The following is a 20,430-nucleotide window of genomic DNA, read 5'->3' on the forward strand; positions in this document are numbered from 1 at the left end:
CCGCGATGAGCGACAGGAAAGCGGTCGGCGTCGAAACCATCGGCATGACCATGCGCTTCGGCGGCTTCACGGCGCTGGACGCCGTGTCGGTTAAGGTGCCGGCGGGCTCGTTCCACGCGCTGCTCGGCGAGAACGGCGCCGGCAAGTCGACGCTGGTCAAATGCATGATGGGTTTTTATCACCCGACCTCCGGCGACATTCTCGTCGATGGCCGCGAGGTGGCGATTGCCAGTCCCCGCGACGCCTCGGCGCTCGGGCTCGGCATGGTCTACCAGCACTTTACCCTCGTCCCCTCGCTGACCGGCGCGGAAAACCTCGTCATCTCGCGCGAGAAAGTTCCAGGCATCATCGACTGGCGCAAGGAGCGCGGCGAGCTTGCCGCTTTCATGGAGCGCATGCCGTTCAAGCTGCCGCTCGACATCAAGGTGGCGGAGCTCGCGGCTGGCGAGAAGCAGAAGCTTGAAATCATCAAGCAGCTCTATCTCGGGCGCTCCTTCCTGGTGCTGGACGAGCCGACATCGGTGCTGACGCCCGGCGAAGCGCAGGAAGTGCTGGGGCTGGTGCGCGACATGACCAGGGCGGGCGACCTCACCGTGCTGATGATCTCGCACAAATTCCATGAGGTGACGGCATTCGCCGACGAAGTCAGCGTGCTGCGCAAGGGCAAGCTGACGGGGACCGGCCGCGTCGCCGATCTCGACCATAAGGCGATGGCGGCGATGATGATCGGCGACCAGCCGATTGCCGCACTCGACAGCCGTGCCGCGCCAAGGCCGGACGCCGAGATCGTGCTCAAGGTCAAATCGCTGAAGGCGCCGGACCGCACCGGGCTGAAGTCGATCAGCATCGCGGATCTCGGCGTGCGTTCGGGCGAGATCGTCGGCATTGCCGGCATTTCCGGCAACGGCCAGAAGGAATTTTTGGAGGTGTTGGCCGGCCAGCGGCCGCGCGAGGCCGGCGAAGTGCTGGTGCGCGGCTCCGCCTATGCGGCGACGCGCGCAGAGGCGCGCGCGCTCAATGTGCGGCTCATTCCCGAGGAACCGCTGAAGAATGCCTGCGCACCGAAAATGACGGTGGCCGAGAACATCTCCTTCCGCACCTTCGATATGGACGGCAACGGCCGGCCGGTGAGCTGGATCAGCAGCAGTGCCATCAGGGCCTTTAGCGCCAGGCTGGTCGAGCAGTTCAAGGTCAAGACCGCCTCGCTATCGTCACCCATCGCCTCGCTGTCGGGCGGCAATGTGCAGCGCGCGGTACTGGCGCGCGAGCTGACCGGCGAGGTTGATCTGCTGATCGTCTCCAACCCATGCTTCGGCCTCGACTTCTCGGCGGTAGCCGAGATCCGCGCCCGCATCATGAAGGCGCGCAATGCCGGAGCCGCGGTTCTGTTGATGTCGGAAGACCTCGACGAGTTGTTGGAACTGTCGGACCGCATCTTCGTGATGTCGGACGGGGCGCTGGTCTACGAGACGCCGATCACCGGGGCGAGCGTGCAGACCATCGGCGAGCATATGGCGGGACACCACTGATGGCGGAAATCGATGCGCAGCCTTTTGCCTTTGCCTTCAAGCCCGACACGATGGCGCTGGTCGTCATCGACATGCAACGCGACTTCGCCGAGCCGGGCGGTTTCGGCGCCAGCCTCGGCAACGATGTCAGCCGTGTCGCGGCGATCGTGCCGACGGTGAAGAGATTGATCGAGGGGTTCCGCGCCGCCGGCCTGCCGGTGATCCACACGATGGAGTGTCATCGCGCCGACCTTTCCGACCTGCCGCCGGCCAAGCGCGACCGCGGCAATCCGTCGATCCGCATCGGCGATGTCGGGCCGATGGGCCGGGTGCTGATCGTCGGCGAGCCCGGCACGGCTATCCTTGACGAACTCAAGCCGCTGCCTGGCGAGATCGTCATCGAGAAGCCGGGCAAGGGCGCCTTCTATGCCACAAGTTTCGGCGACGAGCTGAAGCGACTCGGCGCGCAGCAACTGGTTTTTGCCGGCGTCACCACCGAGGTGTGCGTGCAAACGACGATGCGCGAGGCAAACGATCGCGGCTACGAGTGCCTGCTCGCCGAGGATGCCACGGAAAGCTATTTCCCGGAGTTCAAGGCGGCGGCGATCGCCATGATCCGTGCGCAGGGCGCCATCGTCGGCTGGACGGCGACGACCGGCCAGGTACTGCAGGGACTTGCTCATGGGTAACCTGAGTTTTGCCGGCCTCGTCGGTGGCGGCTGGCGCGACCTGGCGTTTGAGCCTTTTCGCGAGGGCATCACGGTGCACTGGCTGCTCAAGGGTGGGCCTGTCGAGCCGTCGGTGGCGATCCTCGACTACCGGGCCGGTGCCGGCGTGCCGCGCCATCGCCATGTCGGGCTGGAAACCATCGTCGTGCTCGAGGGCACGCAGAGCGACGAGAATGGCTGTTATCCCGCGGGCAGCGTCATCCTGAACCCGGTCGGCACCGAGCATTCGGTATGGACGAAGGACGGCTGCGTCGTGCTGATCCAATGGGACTTGCCGGTGATCATTCTGGGGGAGGCCAAATGAGCGAGCTTCGTTTCGATATCGCCAGTCTGCACGCCGGCTATGCCGCCGGCGTCACTGTCGCAGCCATGATCGATGCCGTGCACGCCCGCATCGCGGCGGCCGACGATCCGGGTATCTTCATTCATCTGGTCAGCCGGGCGGACATGCTGGCGCAGGCGCAAAAGCTCGGCCCGTTCGATCCGGTGGGCAAGCCGCTGTGGGGCGTGCCGTTCGCCGTCAAGGACAACATCGACGTCGCCGGCATGCCGACGACCGCCGCCTGCGCGGAATATGCCTATACGCCGGACAAGGACGCCACCGTGGTGGCGCGGCTGAAGGCCGCCGGGGCGCTGGTGGTCGGCAAGACCAATCTCGACCAGTTCGCCACCGGCCTTGTCGGCGTGCGCACGCCCTGGCCGATCCCGCGCAACGCCATCGACGCGGAGCTGGTGCCGGGAGGCTCCTCATCGGGGTCGGCGGTGGCAACCGCGCGCGGCATCGTCTCCTTCGCGCTCGGTACCGATACGGCCGGGTCCGGCCGCATCCCCGCCGGCCTCAACAACATCATCGGGCTGAAACCGACGGTCGGCGCGCTGTCGGCCGCCGGCGTGGTGCCGGCCTGCCGCACGCTCGACTGCGTCTCGGTGTTCGCGCTCACCGTCGACGACGCCTATGCAGTGTTCTCCGTCGCAGCGGCGCGCGATGCGGCCGATCCCTATTCGCGCGACATCGCCGTCCAGCCGCTCGCCGCGCGCCCGCCGGTGCTGAGCGTCGGCATCCCGGCAAAAGCCGACCTGAAATTCTTCGGCGATGTGGCGATGGAGGCCGGCTTCGAGGCCTCGCTCGCAATGCTGTCGCGGCTCGGCTGCCGGCTGGTCGAAATCCCGTTCGGCGATTTCTACGCCACCGCCAACCTGCTCTATGAGGGCGCCTGGGTGGCCGAACGCTATGCCGCGATCCGCGATTTCATGGAAGCCAACGAAGCCGCCATGCATCCGGTGACGCGCAAGATCATCGGCGGCGCTAGGAAGCTGTCGGCGGCGGACGCCTTCCGCGGCCTCTATGCCTTGCAGGCCTATCGCGCCAAGCTCGCCCCGGTCATCGCCTCTGTCGACCTGTTCTGCGTGCCGACCGCGCCGACGCATTACAGCGCCGCCGCCGTGCTCGCCGACCCGGTCGAGACAAACAGCCGGCTCGGCACCTACACCAATTTCGTCAACCTGCTCGATATGTGCGGCATCGCCGTGCCCACAGGCAAGCGCGACGACGGGCTGCCGATGGGCGTGACCTTGCTGGCGCCGGCCGGCCGCGACGTGCTGACGGCGATGCTTGCCCGCGACTTGCATGAGCAGAGCGGCCTTTCGGTCGGCGCCACGGGCTGGCCGCAGCCCAATCGGCAGCCGGTGGCCGCGCCGCCCTGCGACGGCATGATCGATCTGGTGGTGGTCGGCGCGCATTTGTCGGGCATGCCGCTCAACGGTCAGCTCAACCAGCTCGGAGCACAATTCCTGCGTGCTACCAAGACGGCCGCTGCCTATAGACTCTATGCTCTGGCCGGCCAGTCCGTGCCCAAGCCCGGCTTGATCCGCGTTACCGATGGCGGCATGCGTATTGACGTCGAGGTCTGGCGGCTTGAGCCAGGGGCCTTCGGACGTTTCGTCGCCGCTATTCCGGCACCGCTCGGCATTGGCACGGTCGAACTCCACGACGGCACCCCGGCCAAAGGCTTTCTGGTCGAAACCGCAGGCTTGGATGGTGCCTCCGACATCTCCTCATTCGGCGGCTGGCGCCGCTTTGTCGCGCGTAATAAGGACATGGCCGACCAAAGTGATCAGCAGCGCAACTCTCCCGACACCGCTGCGCACGTTGCGCTATGACCAGAGGGTGTGTGTGAGGGCGCCGTGTTTGGCCGGTTGAAGCGTCGGCGCCCTCCGCAACAGGATGATGATAAAGGCTGGGTGTTTTAGAAGCCCCATGGCTCAACGCGGCTTCCGACCCCTAACGCGATCGGCCCGGCTGCCGCGCAGCTGCCTTGGGAAACATTCCGCCGGGCCACTGGAGTAGGGCGGCCCATTCATACGGGTCAATTTAGTGGGGTTGTTGACGTTCCCTGATTCCACTTCTCAAGCTTCCCCAGGAAGCCCCACGCTGCAAGGCCAAGAAATAACGGCATTGCGAAAGGGCTTAACCCCGCGGCTGGCGTGATATTCGACAGTGCGGTGCCTACCGCTGTCAGGTCACCCGATGCGCCAGTCGAAGTCGCCAATTTGGAAAGCAGCTGCGTAATGATCGCCCCTCCAATACCAATCGCCGATTTCTTTCCGTCGAGCAGATTCCCGATCGTCTGACCGAGCGCACCATTCACTGGGCCTAACGGCGCATCCTTGGCCTGGCCCGGGAGCAGGATGGCCGAGACCAGATCAATTGCCCTTCGCAAGCGATCTTGCTGGCTACCGCCCTGATTAACTGGCGGGACGGTGTTCGCCACGCGCTGAACGGCACCTCCCAACGCACTGACAATGTCGGCGAGGTCGCTGTTCACGCCAGCCGTATTTACATTGGCGGGTGCAGGCACCTTGTCCGATCTATCGGTCAACGCGCGAATAGCGGCCTGCAAAGATTCGAGCTTCTCGCGAATATCACTTGCGGCACCATCTGGGCTGGGCTGCAGCTGCCGGTCAATCGCCGCAATCGTAAGGGGATCTGCCAACCCGGTGTCGTTCAGTCCGTTTTGTTGCTGAAAGCGTGACAGAGCTGTCCTGGTCAAAGGTCCGCTCTTCCCGTCTTCGACCAATTGCGGGTTTGCTCCGAGAGCGTTCAATGAATGCTGAAGCCAGACAACATCCTTTGCCATCTCATCGTCTGGTTCCAAGGTCGTCGAACCGCCGTTTGAATCGATGCTGATTGTTGGGTCAAGGCCAAGGAGAGCCTTGAAGATCACCGCCGTTCCGAGCTGCGTATCCACAAAATTGGGATCGAAAACATGGTCTTTGACATACTTGCCGCCCCGCGCCTCGGGCGGCCCGTACAAGGTTGAGCCACCATAAAGGTACGGAGAATTCACACCTTTTCCGTGGTAGCCATAACCATTGAACCCCTCGAGCCTGAACAGAGTTCGCGCAATCCCCCAATCGCTGGCGCCGACAAAGCCCTCCAGCCGCAAAGCGTCCAAGGCTCCGTCGACAAAAGCGTTCGGCCCGGTGAATGGCCCACGGCCCTTGGGAACAATCGTGGTACGCTGGCCAAGAGGCTGGCCATTGCCGAGATAAGTGCCGAAATTTAACGAAGACTCACGGTAATGGCAGAGTCCGACAAACCACCATGGAACGCCCGTCCGGCTTTCGATCTGAGTATAAATCGGCTTGCCATCCAGAATGCGCTTGGCTTCCTTTTTGACAACACTGGCTCGGTTGGATCGGATTTCCAGCCTCTCCCAGTTGCGCTCATACCCCTCTTTATATTCATCAAAGAGTGCCATTGCCCATATCCCCCATCGACTAGTGATTGACCAAATTCAACTACGCTCAACTTCCGCCAAACTGGAAAGCCGTGCGCCTTTGTCAGGCGCTGGCAGGGGCGGGCATCTCAAGAATCTCCGTCTGCTTCGGGACGAGCCGCCCTGCCGAATTGTCGAAGATTCCACGACATATCCGGTCGTCCCCTGACTTCACCCGCTGCCAAGTATTGGTTCTCACCGGAAGTGAAGTGGTGGCCCCATGCCGAGCCCGTAGGCGACCAGATCCTTCAGTCTGAAGCCGGCCCCGCTCACAGGCTTCCACAAAGGATCGAGCGACAGGTAAGACCTGCCGTCGCCAAACAGCAATCCAACGAAGACTTCCGCGACAATCCGGCCGCCAACCGGTCCAAGCTGTGGCGTGGAACGGGTGCCGCCTCCTGTAATCGGGATAGCCATGTTGGTCTTGTTTGTTGCCGCTTCGGCAAGGACATAGGTCCAAAGTGGGCAGTTGTCGGCAAAGGCATTGCCGTCGCCACCCTTGGCTGTGACGGCATCGATGATCGGGCCTACGACATCATCATCCTCGGGAGTGTCCACGGCCTTGCCGATTATGATGTCCGCATCGGCCAGGGGCTCGATGCCCATGGCCCGGGCAACGCTCTGGCCGGACGGCAGGCCGAGGAGCCAGCCCCGCAAGAGATTGCGCTCGCCCAGTGAGGCCGGCGGGTCGCCCGCCACGGTTTTCGGCAGATCGTGGAGGAAACCGACGAGGGATGTGTCGATCCTGTAGGCAAATTGCAGCCGACGCGCGTTCGCCGGATCCCCGGTCTCGGGATCCGATCCGCCGGCGCGCTTGTCAATGTCGATAAGTCGACCCCAGTCCAAAGCGCGACCCGGCTTCATCGTCTGGAAGCCGGTCAGCGCCTCCTCGTGTGGCTTGCCGGCGCGTGGGAAGATCGGCAGCAGCTTGTCGTCGTTCAGCCGATAGCCGGGCCTGACCATCGAATGCCCAAGCCTGTAGGCGGCGACCGAAAACTCAACTGGCATGAACGGCAGGTTGCGCCAGTGATAGTACCGCAATCGCTTTTGATCGAAGCGGCCGTCCGTCTTGAGCGAGTCAAGGATTGGTTGCGAAACGATCCTGGCGAGGAAGTCGTTCACGACAACATACTGGTAGTGGAAGCGGACGAGTTGCTGGACCGCTTCAAAATCCAGGCCCGGATTGTCGTCGATCATCCGGTTGTGCACGTTGAGCATCAGCCCTTGCAGCTGCGACACCAGACTGTTTTCATCGTTGCGGGGGTCGCCGATGATTGCTCGTCCGGCGAAGCGCGGCAGGTCGTGTCCGGGCTGGCCACCGGCTCCTGTCATTGCATCGCCGTGGCGGAAGCGGCCTTCTTTTGTGTACATGTAGGGCTGGTCGGCCGGACCCCGGCCATAGACATTGTCTAAATTGAAGCTCGGCGTGCGGAAATCCACCAGCCCATCGGGATCGAGCGATTTGCGCAACGTGCTGACGGGATCGAAGGTGATGTCATGGTCGACGAACTGGCCAAAATAGGTGTAGAGCGCAGGAATCCCGCTTTCCTCGGCGTCGGTTCCATCTTTAGGCTCATCGATTTCAGCAGACATGGCCGAACCGAGCGCCCTGAGGTTGCGCCGGTTGTCGTCGTCGTTTGCCCCGAACGTTGCGGGTGCCAGATTTCGGAACATGCGGCCGAAGCGGCCTTCGAACAACGGCGATCGTGTCGCATCAATGCCACGGGGCGGGGTGCCATGCGTTCCCATTTTTGATCTCCTCGTCTTGTCGAATTTCTTGATTGCAGGATGGATGGCCCTGTGTCGAAGAAGCCGGTTGGACCATCCCGGTGGGCCGCGAGGCACAGGACCGGCCCCATCCGGTCATGGCCCCGCGGCGCCGCTCCCGGGAGGAAACGAATTGGCGCCGATCTTCAATCGTCTCGATGGGTCCGGTTCAGGTCGTTCAGCTACGGGCCAGTCGAGATGACATCTCGGAAACAACCATTAGACCAGCTAGCGTGAAATCAGCGTGAGATGACGGCCATCTCTAGCTCCCGTGTCTTTGCCGAGCGTGGGTCGCCTCGCACGCAACGTTTTGTTGACCCGATCAAGATCGTAGGGCGAAAGTGGCAGACGATAGGGAAAGGCTTCTTCAACAGCGAGGATTGTGGATTGACCGCCGCAAACGCGTTTGAACTGGCAGCGCGATTTTGTTCACAGCCGCAAGATTTGGCGCCTGAACAGGCCGCAATGGCACGCGGGTTGCTCGGTGCGCTCGGCTACCTTGACTCTGGTGATACAGGTCCCGGCTTGATGGCGACAAATAACCGCCAAGGACTACTCTCAGCCGCGGCAAATTTTGGCAATCTGTTCCGCTTGCACGCTCGCTACGCACCGGGGCTGTACTTCTTTGGTGCGCAGGTAAACCGCAACTGGGGAGATTCGGTCTCAGCCATTTCTGCCAGCTTCAGCGGCGTCGGCCTCACGCCGGGGCGCGCATTCGAGGCCTGCATCGGCGAGGGCATTGAATATCATAGCGAATGGCAAGTGCCGCACGGGACGATGAACCGCACGATGGTAGATGGTGTAGGTCATTGGCAGGACGTTCGCCTGGCTGAACACCTAGACGATTTCCGGGTGCAATCCGGTTTCGGTGAAAGTAACCGATGGGTGCCTGTGCGCCGGCTGGACGACGGTAGACAGGGCTATTTGCCCGAGACACTTTTCATTCGCAGCGCAAACCGAAGCGCCTGGGTAACCAGTTGCGGATGCGCCGCAGGGATAAGCCACGAGGCTGCCTTGACCTCGGCGCTGCTGGAAACCATCGAGCGAGATGCGGCTGCCGCCTGGTGGCGCAGCAGGCGCGGCGGCCAGCTGATCGGACTGGAAGCGCTTGCCCGCGCGGGTGTGCTCGATCTGCTTGCACGGATAAGACAGGAGAAGCTCGGCAGATGCACCCAGTTTCTCGACATATCGGGTGAGTTTCCCGCGCCTGTAATCGCGGCGCTATCCTTCGACGCGGATGGTCGCGGTCTGGCAGTCGGGCTGGCTTGCAGGCTGGACGCGGGCAGCGCCCTGAGGGCGGCGCTACTCGAAATGTGTCAGATGGAGTTAGCTCTCGACCTGACGGCAATGAAGCGCAGGGAGCAGCGCGATGAGAAACTCGACGAGGTCGACCGCCTAAAGGCGGAGCGCTCCGAGATGCATGGCGCAATCGACACTGACCTCGTCTCACACCTGTCCAGTGGCGTCCTGATGCACAAAGATGATGAAAAGGACTTGAATTTCGTATCCTTGGTTGGCGATATGCTTAAAAAGCAATACCGCATATACGCGGCAGATCTGACAACGCCGATGTTTGACATTCCCGTCGCCAAAGTCTTCGTCCCAGGGCTGCAGCCATTTCCGTCGCCGTTCCGGTCACGCCGGCTTCGTTCCCTGATTGATCAGGCCGGCCCGAGCGGCCGCGTCGATCTTATGTAGAGGTGCGGGACAAAGATGATCGGGCACAAATCCCCAACGAGGACTGCGCCGCTTATCAGCGTCACGACACTTGACAAGGTAGCGCTGAGTCAATTTGGGCGGGACGTTGCCTTGAGAAACCGCAAGTCGCGCGCCGTCCTTGCCTATCTCGCACTGAGTCCTCATGGTTTTGAAACACGCGAGCGCATCTGCGGCTTGCTCTGGAGTGAATCGGACGAGGCACGAGCAAGGGCCTCGCTTAGGCAAACCGTAGTCGATCTCAAGGCCTGCCTGGCCGAAGCCGAAGGGGTCTTCTTGGGAGACCGGCTCAACGTGACGCTGAAGCAGTCGCTCGTCACGGTGGATGTGAGTGAGATCAGGCACGATCTGAAAGCTGGAAGGATTCCGCCCGTCCTTCTGGAGAGGCAGCGTGTCGCCGAAAGCTTTCTCAATGGCCTGGACGACATCGACCCTTCGTTTCGGAATTGGGTCCTCGTCCAGCGGCAATGCCTTCAGGACGAATTTATCTCATGTCTGGAAGCGATGGCCAAGGCCGCGGCAGACTGGCCAGCGCTAAAGCGAGCCGGGCAAGCCCTGCTCAATCTCGATCCGACCAACGAGATCGGGTGCCGGGCAGTCATGGAGGCGTCGGCTCGGATGGGCGACCAAGCAACGGCCTTGAGGGCCTATAAGGGGCTTTGGGACCTGCTTGAAACAGAGTTCGACAGCGAACCTTCAGCCGCGACGCAGGCACTGGTCAGTGACATCAAGCTCGGTACGATCGGGGCCGCGGACAGGGGGGCCGTGACCGCAATCGCCGCCGAGGCGTTCGGGTCCCAGGCGCAACGGCTGCAAGAGCCCGCCGCCGGCGTGCTGCTGTTCGTGCGGGAGTTCGAATTGGTGAGCGGTTCCGTCCGTGCCCGCAACGCGGTGCGTATTTTCCGCAGCGAACTGGTCGCGTCCCTTGTGCGATTCCGGGACTGGGCGGTGATGGAATGGGAGGGGCATCCGCCTCGTCTCACTGAGAATTCCTATTGCATCGAGGCAACCGGGTTTCTCGACGGGCCGACATTGCGTGTCAGTATGACGCTCAAGCAGCTCGCCTCCGGGCGCTACATTTGGAGCGAGCAGTTTGTCATCGAGAACAGCCAGTGGTACCAGACCCAACAGAGACTGATCCGCCGCATCGCCGTCGCGCTGGGTGTAAGCATGTCGTCCGAACGGCTGGTTCAGATCGCCAGCATCCCGGACCTGTCGCTGGAACAGTTCGACCGCTGGCTGAGAGCGCAGGAACTGATCTTTCAATGGCGCCCGGAATCCGAGGAACGGGCCGAGGCGCTGTTCAGGTCAATCATCGCAGAGTCACCACAATTCGCTGCCGCCCACGCCGGGTTGGCCGGCATCATCAATTCGCGGCATCTGATCTTTCCTGGTATCGGCCGCCGGCGCGAACGCCATGCCGAAGCGCTGACGTTTGCCAAGCAGGCGACCCAGATCGATCCGATAGATTCGCGAAGCCAACTGCATCTGGCGTGGTCGTACGCCATGAACGGCATCCCGCAGCAGGCGGCCATCAGCTTCCTTCTGGCCTGCGAGCTCAATGGCAACGACCCTTGGACCTTGGTCTCTGCGTCCCTCGGGCTTGCTTATTGCGATGATCGCGAGAACGCCCGCCGCATAGCCAATTTGGCGTTGCAGACCGGGCTCGGGATTTCGCGACTGCAATGGAGCTATCAGGCAGGCGTGCGGTTCCTGCTTGGCGACTACGCCGGTTGCGTCGAAGCGGCCGACCGCGCCGCCGATAGCGTGTCCTATATCGGCGGCTGGAAGGCTGCGGCTCTCGCCCTGCTCGGCGACGAGAGGGCCGCGCACGAAGAGGCCGACCGATTTTTGGCGCATCTGAAGACAGAGTGGTTTGGGTATGCCCCGCCGGAGCCGGGCAACGTCGGCACGTGGCTCATGGACAGCTTTCCGATCTGCAGCCCAGAGGCCCTCGAGACGCTGCGCCGAGGGTTGGCCGGGGCAGGGATAGTCGTCAGCCACGAGCCGTTGCCGGGCCTATCGGCAGCCCCGAATGGTGTAATCGGCGATGCGTGAATAAAAGAAGCTGTCGCGGTTGAACGGCACCTTTTCGAGAATAGCATCGAAATAGAATTCCGGAATGCCGTAGTCGCCCATGCCGCCCTGTTCGGTTTGGAGCTTCTTCTGCGATTGCGTCACCTGGTTGTTGGGCGGCAATCGCAGGAAAAAGACGTGGTCGTATCCCTGAACGATCTGGATTTCCTTATAGCGCTCGGGCACGACGACGAGTCCATCGAGTTGGGCCTTGAACTCGGCCAAGTCGCGCGGACGGGTGCTGGGATCCTGTGCCCATTGCACCACCTTGCGGCCGGTCGCCTCGAAGTTAAGGGTTTGGATCGGTTCGGGAAAGGCGTCCAAATTGTCGACGGGGTCAGCCATGTTCAAGCTCCAGAAGTTGTAGGCGGGGTGATAAACCGGGGCCAGGCGTCGCCCAGATTGAGCGCGCTGGCGACGAAAAGGATAAGATCGGCCATCGTTCGCGGCATGCCAGTGGGAAACAAACTGGCGACGAGGTTCTGCGTAGTTGGGTCGTCTTCGATCATTGCGCGCGAGGCCGCGAATCTTGCCATGAAAACGTCCCCTACAATCACCGATCCGATGGTACCAAAACACAGTCCGTCCTGCTCGATCGCGGCCTCCAACAACAGCCAGAACAACAATGGCGGATTTTCTGCCAACTCAGCCGTCTCGGCCGCGGTGAAGGCAACGGTCGAACCTTCAAGCCAGGATCGAATAGCCTGGTGACGCTTCTCGGCATCGCCGAGCAACGGCGCGGCCGCGAGAGCGGCCTGCGGCAGTTGTTCGATCAAGGCATCGAGCCTGAGCAGGCCGCCAATGGTTCCTCGGACCAGATCGCTGAACAAAAGTCCTGACGCGTTCGGATCGGGGAGTGCAGCCTTGTCTGCTTCGCTCAACAGACCCGTCGCGGCGGGCTCGAGTGGTTTTGAATCGGGGCCGACGCAAAGGATCGGCATGCTGTAGGCACTCAGCAGCACGTCGTTGACCGTTGGTCCGATACGCCGACTGAACTGCGGCGTCGAGCCGGCGATCTGGAAGAAATGCGACCAATCGGCGATCCAGCGTTCGGAGACCGGGAATCTATGCGGGCGTGACGAGGAGCGGTTAAGCAACACGTTCTCCAGCCCTTCGCCTTCCGGATGCTGGTCATTGAAGACATAGGAAAGCCTGACCATGGAATGGCCCAGGCGATATGCCGCGTGGGAAAACTCCATCGGAACGCCTTGCGGCGGCATGTCGACCAGGGGTCGGAACCCGTTCGCCTGGTAGAGGTCCCATACCGGCTTGGCGATGAGGCGCGGCAGCAAGTCATTTTGCAGCACATTCCGGTAAATCGCTGTCGTAACGCGGCGTGTCCGGTCGAAAAGATACGCACCTGCCGGCAGTTCCGCATCCTTTTTGGGTATTCCGTTTTTGCCAAGTGCGTTGGCCACGGCATTGTGCAGGTGCAGGAAAAGCGCCGTCATTTGCGCAATATTGGCGTTGTCGTCGCTACGCTGGTCTGCGGCCAGGACGTCCGTCCGACCAGCTTCGAACCCATCGCTCAGATCGGCCTGTTGGAAGCGTGGCAAGTCGCGCTTGGCAAAGGGACAAGCGCCCGCGGGCATCGCCATGGCGTTCAGTGACGGCGGTGCCATCGGCCCGGTGCGCATGAGCGACCTGACAACTTCACCAGGCTTGGCCACAACATACAAACCAGGGTTCGAGAACGGTCCTCCGCCGTAAAGCACGTTGAGCAGGAGCGCCTCCTCGCGTTCGTTGCGGCGCTCTGCCTCGTGGGCCGCCAACAAGGGACTGAGCGAGGAATTGCGGATAATGTCGTGTGCGGCGAACTGAGCAAGATAGGTGTATCCAGCCGGAATCCGCTCATTGGTTTTACTGCCACCTCCGGCGGATGCCACACTCATCCTGCGCAGCAGCTTGGCAAACAGGCACTGGGTGGCCCAAGGCGTCTCCAGGCCATGATAGAGCTTGGCTTCGTCCGCGCCGCCCTCGTAGCCAAAATTGCGGAACTGGACCTGACGCGGATCGACAGCGGCGGCAGTGCTTTGAGCTCCGTCTTTCAGAGCCGGCCCAGTCGCACTGGTCCCGCGATGAGCGTTCATGCCGGTTCTCCCCGTCCCTTCGTCCCTATCCCATATGGTTCGTGAAACCAGCGTGAAATGCTGCCAATTTCGTGGCGCGCGAGGAAGCCTCGCTACTGTCATCGTCCCGGGCTGTCAGAGAGATGCGACGCCGCCGCTGGTCCCCCAATCCGACCCAGAAACCGATAGCGCGATTCATTGCCTCGGTTGTCAAGGCCGGCAGCCTGGTCACTCAATGCACTATGTGGTGATTTGAACGGCTGTTATGAGAGCCCAGGCCAAGGCAGCCACTCCGATCACAGCCCGCCATATTGTGCCCGGCGGCCTATTGGTCGGTATTCTGTTGGGTTCGTCCTCCTCCCGTTTCCGGGGCGGCTCTGCGACCGTCGTCATGTGAATTCCCCCAAATGATGGCAGCCGACTATAGCAGAGTTGCCGCGGCTAATTTAGAGGATTCTTGTTCTCAATTGCGCTTGGGTGATGCTTCCCAGCAATGGGAAGTAATAGCGGTAATGCAGCAGGCATCCGTGCTGATGGGATGCTCGTCGGGACACCGTTCAAGCCGGCCAAGCCGGGAATTTTGCTGGCCGTATGCCCGCACGCGCGAGCGGGCGCAGTGCCGGTTGTGCCGGCAATCGCAGCCCCGCATTCCGAGGCGCGCCTGCTTTGGATTTGCTGGTCGGTGTGAGCGCTCTACATGACAGCGAAGCTGCAACCGGCCACCAAGCTCTCGCCAGGCCCAAGCACCGACAATCCGTTCCACTTGTCGATCGAACCGCGGTTGTGGGCATCCACGACATGACTGACCGGCTCGAAACAGACGAAGTCGCTCACCTGTGATGGCGAATAGACCAGATAGAAGCTCAGGGCAGGGGATGCTTCGATCCTGAGGCCGCGATTTTGCTCTGGCCAACAGATGGAAGCGACGCCGGCCCAGCCGGCAAAGGCATTGTTGATCCAACCGCTGGGCAAGGCGGCCGGCGTGGCAAAATCCCAATCGGGACAGGCTCCGACATCCTCGAACCTGTCGGGGAGATGGCTGGGCAGTTCGAGGCAAACCTGCGACGCTGGGGCGTGAAGCGTTGTCAGGGCCGTTCTTGGCAACCACGGATGAATGCCAAGCCCGAACGGCAGCCTGATCGGCGCCCTGTTGAAGACCTGAAGCCGCAGATCGAGCGCCCGTTCGGTCAGGGCGTAAGCCACCTCGGCGCGATACCGATATGGACCAGGCCCTTCGCTGACGAGCGACAGCCTGGCTTTGTCCGGCATCAAGCTGTCGACGTCCCATTCGCTTGAAAATCCATTGCCGTGAATGGGAAAGGGCTCGCCGGCTACGTTGGGGAGCAAATCGTGGAATTTGTTGTCGAAGGTGAAGCCGCCGCCCGAGATGCGATTTGACCATGGCACAAGCAGGTTGCAGGCAAGATCGAATGGGTTCGTGCTGCCGCCGTCAGGCCATGGCCTGAACAGCGGCGCGCGGCCATGGTCGAACCGCGCCAGACCGGCGCCAAGCGACGGAACGATTTCGGCGGACAGATCGCCATTTCGAATTTCAATGGTCCGGGTCATCAAACTCAGATGGGATCGGCATTGGCGGAGGAGACCGGCTGGTGATGGCGGTCCTTGCGAGCGACGGCGAGAAGGTCGTTCGAGGCGATGCCGATCAGCGCTTTCATCAGGTCGTGAGCGTCGTCGACCCTGCGCATGCGGATTGCTTCCAGCACATCGCCATGGGCGCTGAGCGTCTGCTGATAGTTGACGGTGGCCGATGTGGTCAGTCGAAAAGAGAAGCTGAGTGCGGCTGCCAGCATATTGCCGAGATTGGCGAAAACCGGGTTGCGGCTGGCGCGCAGGATGGCGGTATGAAAGCGGACATCGGCATCGAGACAGGCCGCGAGGTCGTCCTCCGGCGCAATGCGCATGGCCTCATAGGCGGCTTCGATCACCGCGAGATCGCCCGCGGTCGCCATCCTGGCGGCAAGCTGGGCGGCAGCCGGCTCAATGACCAGCCGCGCCTCGATCAAGCCGCGGACGAAATCGAGATCAGGCTCGATATCGCGCATCCATTCGAGAACCTGCGCATCCAGCCTGTTCCATTCGCTCGACACGCGCACACGTGTGCCAGCCCGCTTGCGCGCCTCGATCAGTCCCTTGGCCGAAAGCGTCAGCAGCGCATCGCGCAGCGCCGTGCGGCTGGCGCCGTAGATGACGCACAGTTCAGCCTCAGTCGGCAGGACCGCGTGCTGCGCGTAGGTGCCGGCGAGAACGCGCTGTCCAAGATCGCGTGCGATGCGATCCTTCAGGGACAACGACGCGCCATCCCCGGCAGGAAGGTCCTGCTTGCCTTGATCGCTTGCAGCGGTCGCTGCGTCCATCGTCATGTCCTGTTCAAGTGGTACTCGGCAATGACCACAGCAAGGATCAGCAGTGAGCCCTTTGCCAGCAATTGATAGAAGGTTGGCACGGACGTCAGTATCATTCCGTTGTTGAGCACGCCAATGATGGCGACACCGAGCAGCGCGCCGACAATCGTGCCCTTCCCGCCCTGCAAGGCACAGCCACCCAGCACGGCCGCCGTGATAGCCTCGAGTTCCAGGCCTTGGGACCCGGATACGGGCTGACCCGAACCGGTACGGGCAGCCAGCAGGATCCCGGCCAATCCGGCGGCAACACCACTCATGATGTAGATGCCGACGCGGTAGCGGTTGATGTTGATGCCGGAGAAGCGGGCGACCACGGGATTGCCGCCGAGCGCATAGATGTTGCGGCCGACAATCGAACGCGCGAGGAACAGGTGGAATACGATCGCGGTCAGCACCAGTATCCAGACCAGCAACGGCAGGCCGAGGATGCGTCCAATGCCGATGAACCGGAACGTGTCGCTAAAAATGGCGATCGACTGGCCATCGGACATGATGAAGGCGATGCCGCGAAAGATCGCCATGGTGCCGAGCGTGGCAATGACCGCGTTGACTCGCCCGTAGGTGATGATGATGCCGTTGACGAGACCGGCAAGACCACCGAGCACCAGGCCGGCAACGATGCCGGCCGCCGGCGATCCGGTCGCCTGGATGGCCATTGCAGTCGAGACTGTGGTCAGACCGACGGTGGCGCCGACGGCGATATCGAGACCGCCGCCGACGATGACCACGGTCTGGCTCATCGCCAGCACGCCGAGGATGGTGATGCCGAGACCGATGTTGAGCAGGTTTCGGCTGGAGAAAAACACATCGCCGCGTAGCGAACCGAAGATGACAACGAGAATGGCGAGCGCCACCAGAAGGCTGATGTTGTGAACGCCAAGGCGCTCGACAAGGAGCGTGGAAGCGCCCCTGGGGTCGGTCTGCGTTTTCGATGCGCGAAGCTCGAGGCTGTTCATTGAATGTGGTCTCCCGGCGATGGTGCTGATTGCGGCATGGCGTGTTTCAGGATCGTCGCTTCGTCAATGTCGGGGCGGGCAAGTTCTGCCGTGATGCGGCCTCCCGCCATCACAAGAACCCTGTCGGCGAGACCGATCAGTTCCGGCATTTCCGAGGAAATCAGGATGATGCCAATGCCGCTTGCCGCGAGTTCATCGATCAGCCGATAGATTTCCGCCTTGGCGCCGATATCGATGCCGCGCGTCGGTTCGTCGAGAATGAGCAGCATCGGCTGCCGGGCAAGCCAGCGCGCCAGAACGACCTTCTGCTGATTGCCGCCCGACAGTTTCGAAACCTGCTCGTCGAGGTTGGGTGCCTTGATCGACATCTTGGCTGCCAGCGGCGAGACAATCTCCAGCGCCTTGCGCCGGTTGAAGAAGCCGAAGCTCGACGTCTTGTCGGGCACGCAAAGTGCTGCATTGTCGAGAATGCTTCGGAACAGGAGCAACGCCTCGTGCTTGCGGTCTTCGGGAGCAAAACCGATGCCCGCGACGATTGCCGCATGCGGATTGTTGGGGAGAACGGGCACACCGTTCATGGCTATAGTGCCAGCGATGCGCCGGTCATAGCCGACAATCGCCTTTGCCAGTTCGGAGCGGCCCGCACCCATGAGGCCGGCGATGCCGAGCACTTCGCCGCGACGAACCCTGAGGCTGACATCGCTAACGCGGTCGGTGGTCAATCCCGCCACGTCTAGCAATTGTTCCCCGGACCGCCAGGTCTCGCGGGTGAAAAGATCGTCGATGTTGCGGCCGACCATGAGCTTGGCGATGGTCTGCTCGCTGGCGCCGGCCGCCTGCGAATCGTCGACCAGCCTGCCGTCGCGCAAAACGACAATGCGGTCGGCAAGGTCGATGATCTCGTTCAGCCGGTGCGAGATGTAGATGATCGACGTGCCTTTCTCGCGCAGCCGGCGAATGACGGAAAACAGGCGACGCGCTTCATCATCGGTCAGTGACGAGGTCGGCTCATCGAAGGCGATCAGCCGGCCGCCGGCACGGATGGCGCGCATGATCTCGATCATCTGGCGTTGCGCCGGGCCGAGCGTGCCGCAGAGTTGTCGTGGCCGCATGTCCTGCTGCATGCCGAAGGTCGCAAGCACCCGGTCGGTCTGCTCCTCCAGCTTGCGCCAGTCGAGCAGGACGCCTGCCAGGCGCGGCAACTCGCCGACGAAAATGTTCTCGGCCACCGTCAGGTTCGGAACGATCTCCGGCTCCTGATGGATGACGCGTATTCCGGCCCGGTGGCTATCGCGCGGTTCGCCGAAGACGATCGGTGTGGAACCATGCCGCACGGTGCCTGTGTCCGGGCCGAACACGCCCTCGAGAATGCGCATCATCGTCGATTTGCCGGCCCCATTCTCGCCGACCAAAGCAAGCACCTCGCCTGGCCGGAAGGCGATCGAAACGTTGTCGAGCGCCTGCACGACGCCGAAGCGTTTCGATATTCCGTCGAGCGAGAAGAAGTCCGATTGCGTCAAGGCTCACTCCCAAGGATCGATCCGTGTTCGGTGGCATGGCAGCCAGCGAACCTGCCGACCGGAAAGCGTCATGCGCCCCTGGGGGCGCATGACGCAGGTCCGGCTCAGTGGCAGAGCTTGGCCTTGTAGTCCGATGCAAAATTTCCGGCGGTGATGTATTCCGGGTCGGTGAAGGACTGAACGGGCAGCTTCGTTCCGTCCTTGATCGAAGCCAGCAGGATCTTCACCGCCAGCGCGCCATGGTTTGCCGAATTGAGCCACATCGTACCACGGAATGCCGAAGCCTTTCCTGATCCGAAGGCTTCGCAGGCGCGGCTGCCGTCAATGCCGATGCCCATGCCCTGGTCCGGGGCATAGCCGGCGTTTTCCAGCGCGCGCGCCGCACCCAGCACGCCGTCGTCGTTGCAGGAATAGAAGATCCAGTTGGTGACGCCGGGATTGGCCGTCAAAGTGGTGGTCATGACGTCGATGGCGTTGACCATCGTGTTGTCATAGGGGACGCGAAGGATGTTTGTCGGCTTGAAATCGGGCACCGCCTTCAGGAACGCTTCCTCGGCACCCTTGTTGCGCTGCATGCAAGTGTCGGCCTTGCGGTCCTCGATCGAGGCGATACGCACCTCCTTGCCGGCCCAGCCGCCGGCCTTGTAGAGCTTGGCCAGTTCTTCGCCCACCCGCGCACCGATATTGTGGGCATTCATGCCGACATAGGGGACCTGGGTGCCATCCTGATAGTAGATGTCGTCATCGACCGCCACCAGGGGGATTTTCGCCGCCTTGGCCTTCTCGGCGATGACCGGCCCCAGCGCCTTGTCGGGAACGACGATGGCGATGCCCTTGACGCCGTCGCCGACCATCGTGTCGAAGGTGGTGATCGTCAGATTGGAGTCGAACTGGACGTCTTGCGACACGAAGGTGGCGCCGGCAGCCTCAGCCGCTTTCTTGGCGCCGCCGACCTCGGCGACGAACCATGGATGCTCGCCCATCTTGTTGATGTAGCCGATCTTGATGTCGTCGGCGCTTGCCGCGCCAGCCATCAGTCCGGCAGCCAGTATCGCCAATGTTGCCAGAGCCTTTGTCGTCGTTTTCATGTGGATCCTCCCTGCTTGGTTGTCAGTCGTGGTAGAGAACCGAGCGTCCACCATCGATGGTGATCGTCTCGGCATTGATGAACGGCGCTTCGTCCGAAGCGAGGAAAACCGCCGTCAGTGCAACTTCGTCCGGCCGGCCAATGCGCTTGGGCGGATGAAGGTCGTAGGCCCGCCGCTTCTCCTCGGCAGGGTCTGGAAAGGTGTTCCAATAGGCTTCCGCGATCGGCGTCTCGACGTAGCCGGGGGCGATCGCATTGACGCGGATGCCGCGCGCCGCATATTCGATGGCGAGCGAGCGGGTCAGACCGACAAGCGCATGCTTGGCGACCGGATAGGGAAATGTGTGAGGAATGATCTTGAAGGCGTGGCAACTGGCTATGTTGACGATCGACCCCGAACCGTTCGCCAGCATCGTCGGCAACACCGCCTTGGCGCAGAACCACGCGGCCTGGAGGTCGAGCCTGAGGCAACGGTCCCATTCCTCTTCCGGCATCGACAAGGGTTCGTAAAAGACGTTGGCGCCTGCATTGTTGACGAGCACGTTGACGCTGCCATAGGCCGCGATCGTCTTCGCCACCATGTCGGCCACTGCCGTTGTGTCGGTGACATCGGTTTCGACGAAATGGGCGTCGGCGCCGTTGGCACGCAATTCGTCGGCGACCGCCTTGCCGGTTGCCGCATTGAGCTCGGCAATCACGGTCTTTGCCCCCTGCATCGCAAAGGCCCGGGCGGTGGCGGCACCAATGCCCTGGCCGGCGCCGGTGACGATTGCGATCTTTCCTTGAAGCCTGCCTGTCATG

At 62.1% G+C, this 20,430-nt stretch carries 16 protein-coding genes; 6 read left to right on the forward strand and 10 right to left on the reverse strand.

The window, feature by feature from the left end:
- The first annotated feature begins 5 nt into the window (after window positions 1-5).
- Genes ACWGS8_RS27530 through atzF form a run of 4 tightly spaced genes read left to right on the forward strand, consistent with a single transcriptional unit; the run spans window position 6 to window position 4,396 of the window.
- Window positions 6-1,529, forward strand: coding sequence for an ABC transporter ATP-binding protein (locus tag ACWGS8_RS27530; protein WP_454583869.1), 1,524 nt, complete (start codon window positions 6-8; stop codon window positions 1,527-1,529).
- Window positions 1,529-2,197, forward strand: a complete 669-nt coding sequence (locus ACWGS8_RS27535; protein WP_454583870.1) for a cysteine hydrolase family protein — start codon at window positions 1,529-1,531, stop codon at window positions 2,195-2,197. The genes ACWGS8_RS27530 and ACWGS8_RS27535 overlap by 1 nt, the downstream gene beginning before the upstream one ends.
- Window positions 2,190-2,540, forward strand: a complete 351-nt coding sequence (locus ACWGS8_RS27540; RefSeq protein ID WP_454583871.1) for a cupin domain-containing protein — start codon at window positions 2,190-2,192, stop codon at window positions 2,538-2,540. The genes ACWGS8_RS27535 and ACWGS8_RS27540 overlap by 8 nt, the downstream gene beginning before the upstream one ends.
- The gene (gene atzF / locus ACWGS8_RS27545; RefSeq protein ID WP_454583872.1) at window positions 2,537-4,396 is read left to right on the forward strand and encodes an allophanate hydrolase; all 1,860 of its coding nucleotides are present in this window, start codon (window positions 2,537-2,539) and stop codon (window positions 4,394-4,396) included. Before ACWGS8_RS27540 ends, atzF begins: the two co-directional genes overlap by 4 nt.
- Before the next feature lie 206 nt (window positions 4,397-4,602).
- On the opposite strand, the gene ACWGS8_RS27550 is transcribed toward atzF, so the two are convergent.
- Entirely contained in the window at window positions 4,603-5,997 is a 1,395-nt protein-coding gene (locus ACWGS8_RS27550; protein WP_454583873.1) for a peptidoglycan-binding protein, read from the reverse strand.
- Window positions 5,998-6,210: 213 nt separating this feature from the next.
- Complete coding sequence (locus ACWGS8_RS27555; protein ID WP_454583874.1) at window positions 6,211-7,764, reverse strand: peroxidase family protein; 1,554 nt, start codon at window positions 7,762-7,764, stop codon at window positions 6,211-6,213.
- A gap of 267 nt (window positions 7,765-8,031) precedes the next feature.
- Between ACWGS8_RS27555 and ACWGS8_RS27560 the strand changes: the two genes are divergently transcribed.
- Complete coding sequence (locus tag ACWGS8_RS27560; protein WP_454583875.1) at window positions 8,032-9,480, forward strand: YcaO-like family protein; 1,449 nt, start codon at window positions 8,032-8,034, stop codon at window positions 9,478-9,480.
- Between the two features lie 111 nt (window positions 9,481-9,591).
- Window positions 9,592-11,556, forward strand: coding sequence for a BTAD domain-containing putative transcriptional regulator (locus ACWGS8_RS27565; RefSeq protein WP_454583876.1), 1,965 nt, complete (start codon window positions 9,592-9,594; stop codon window positions 11,554-11,556).
- Here ACWGS8_RS27565 and ACWGS8_RS27570 read toward each other — a convergent pair.
- The 8 genes from ACWGS8_RS27570 to ACWGS8_RS27605 form a co-directional block, all read right to left on the reverse strand.
- Complete coding sequence (locus tag ACWGS8_RS27570; RefSeq protein WP_027168325.1) at window positions 11,518-11,919, reverse strand: hypothetical protein; 402 nt, start codon at window positions 11,917-11,919, stop codon at window positions 11,518-11,520. The two genes, ACWGS8_RS27565 and ACWGS8_RS27570, sit on opposite strands and share 39 nt — an antisense overlap.
- A gap of 2 nt (window positions 11,920-11,921) precedes the next feature.
- Window positions 11,922-13,664: a peroxidase family protein gene (locus ACWGS8_RS27575; RefSeq protein WP_454583877.1), complete on the reverse strand. Its 1,743-nt coding sequence runs from the start codon at window positions 13,662-13,664 to the stop codon at window positions 11,922-11,924.
- 672 nt (window positions 13,665-14,336) lie between these two features.
- Window positions 14,337-15,212 carry an aldose 1-epimerase gene (locus ACWGS8_RS27580; protein ID WP_454583878.1) on the reverse strand — a complete coding sequence of 292 codons (876 nt, stop codon included), beginning with the start codon at window positions 15,210-15,212 and terminating at the stop codon, window positions 14,337-14,339.
- 5 nt (window positions 15,213-15,217) lie between these two features.
- Entirely contained in the window at window positions 15,218-16,018 is an 801-nt protein-coding gene (locus tag ACWGS8_RS27585; protein WP_454583879.1) for a FadR/GntR family transcriptional regulator, read from the reverse strand.
- A gap of 2 nt (window positions 16,019-16,020) precedes the next feature.
- Window positions 16,021-17,022, reverse strand: a complete 1,002-nt coding sequence (locus ACWGS8_RS27590; RefSeq protein ID WP_454583880.1) for an ABC transporter permease — start codon at window positions 17,020-17,022, stop codon at window positions 16,021-16,023.
- Entirely contained in the window at window positions 17,019-18,542 is a 1,524-nt protein-coding gene (locus tag ACWGS8_RS27595; protein ID WP_454583881.1) for a sugar ABC transporter ATP-binding protein, read from the reverse strand. The genes ACWGS8_RS27590 and ACWGS8_RS27595 overlap by 4 nt, the downstream gene beginning before the upstream one ends.
- 104 nt (window positions 18,543-18,646) lie before the next feature.
- Window positions 18,647-19,630 carry a substrate-binding domain-containing protein gene (locus ACWGS8_RS27600; RefSeq protein WP_454583882.1) on the reverse strand — a complete coding sequence of 328 codons (984 nt, stop codon included), beginning with the start codon at window positions 19,628-19,630 and terminating at the stop codon, window positions 18,647-18,649.
- 22 nt (window positions 19,631-19,652) lie between these two features.
- The gene (locus tag ACWGS8_RS27605) at window positions 19,653-20,429 is read right to left on the reverse strand and encodes an SDR family oxidoreductase (protein ID WP_454583883.1); all 777 of its coding nucleotides are present in this window, start codon (window positions 20,427-20,429) and stop codon (window positions 19,653-19,655) included.
- Window position 20,430 lies beyond the last annotated feature (1 nt).

Source organism: Mesorhizobium sp. 43Arga, from assembly GCF_053714255.1.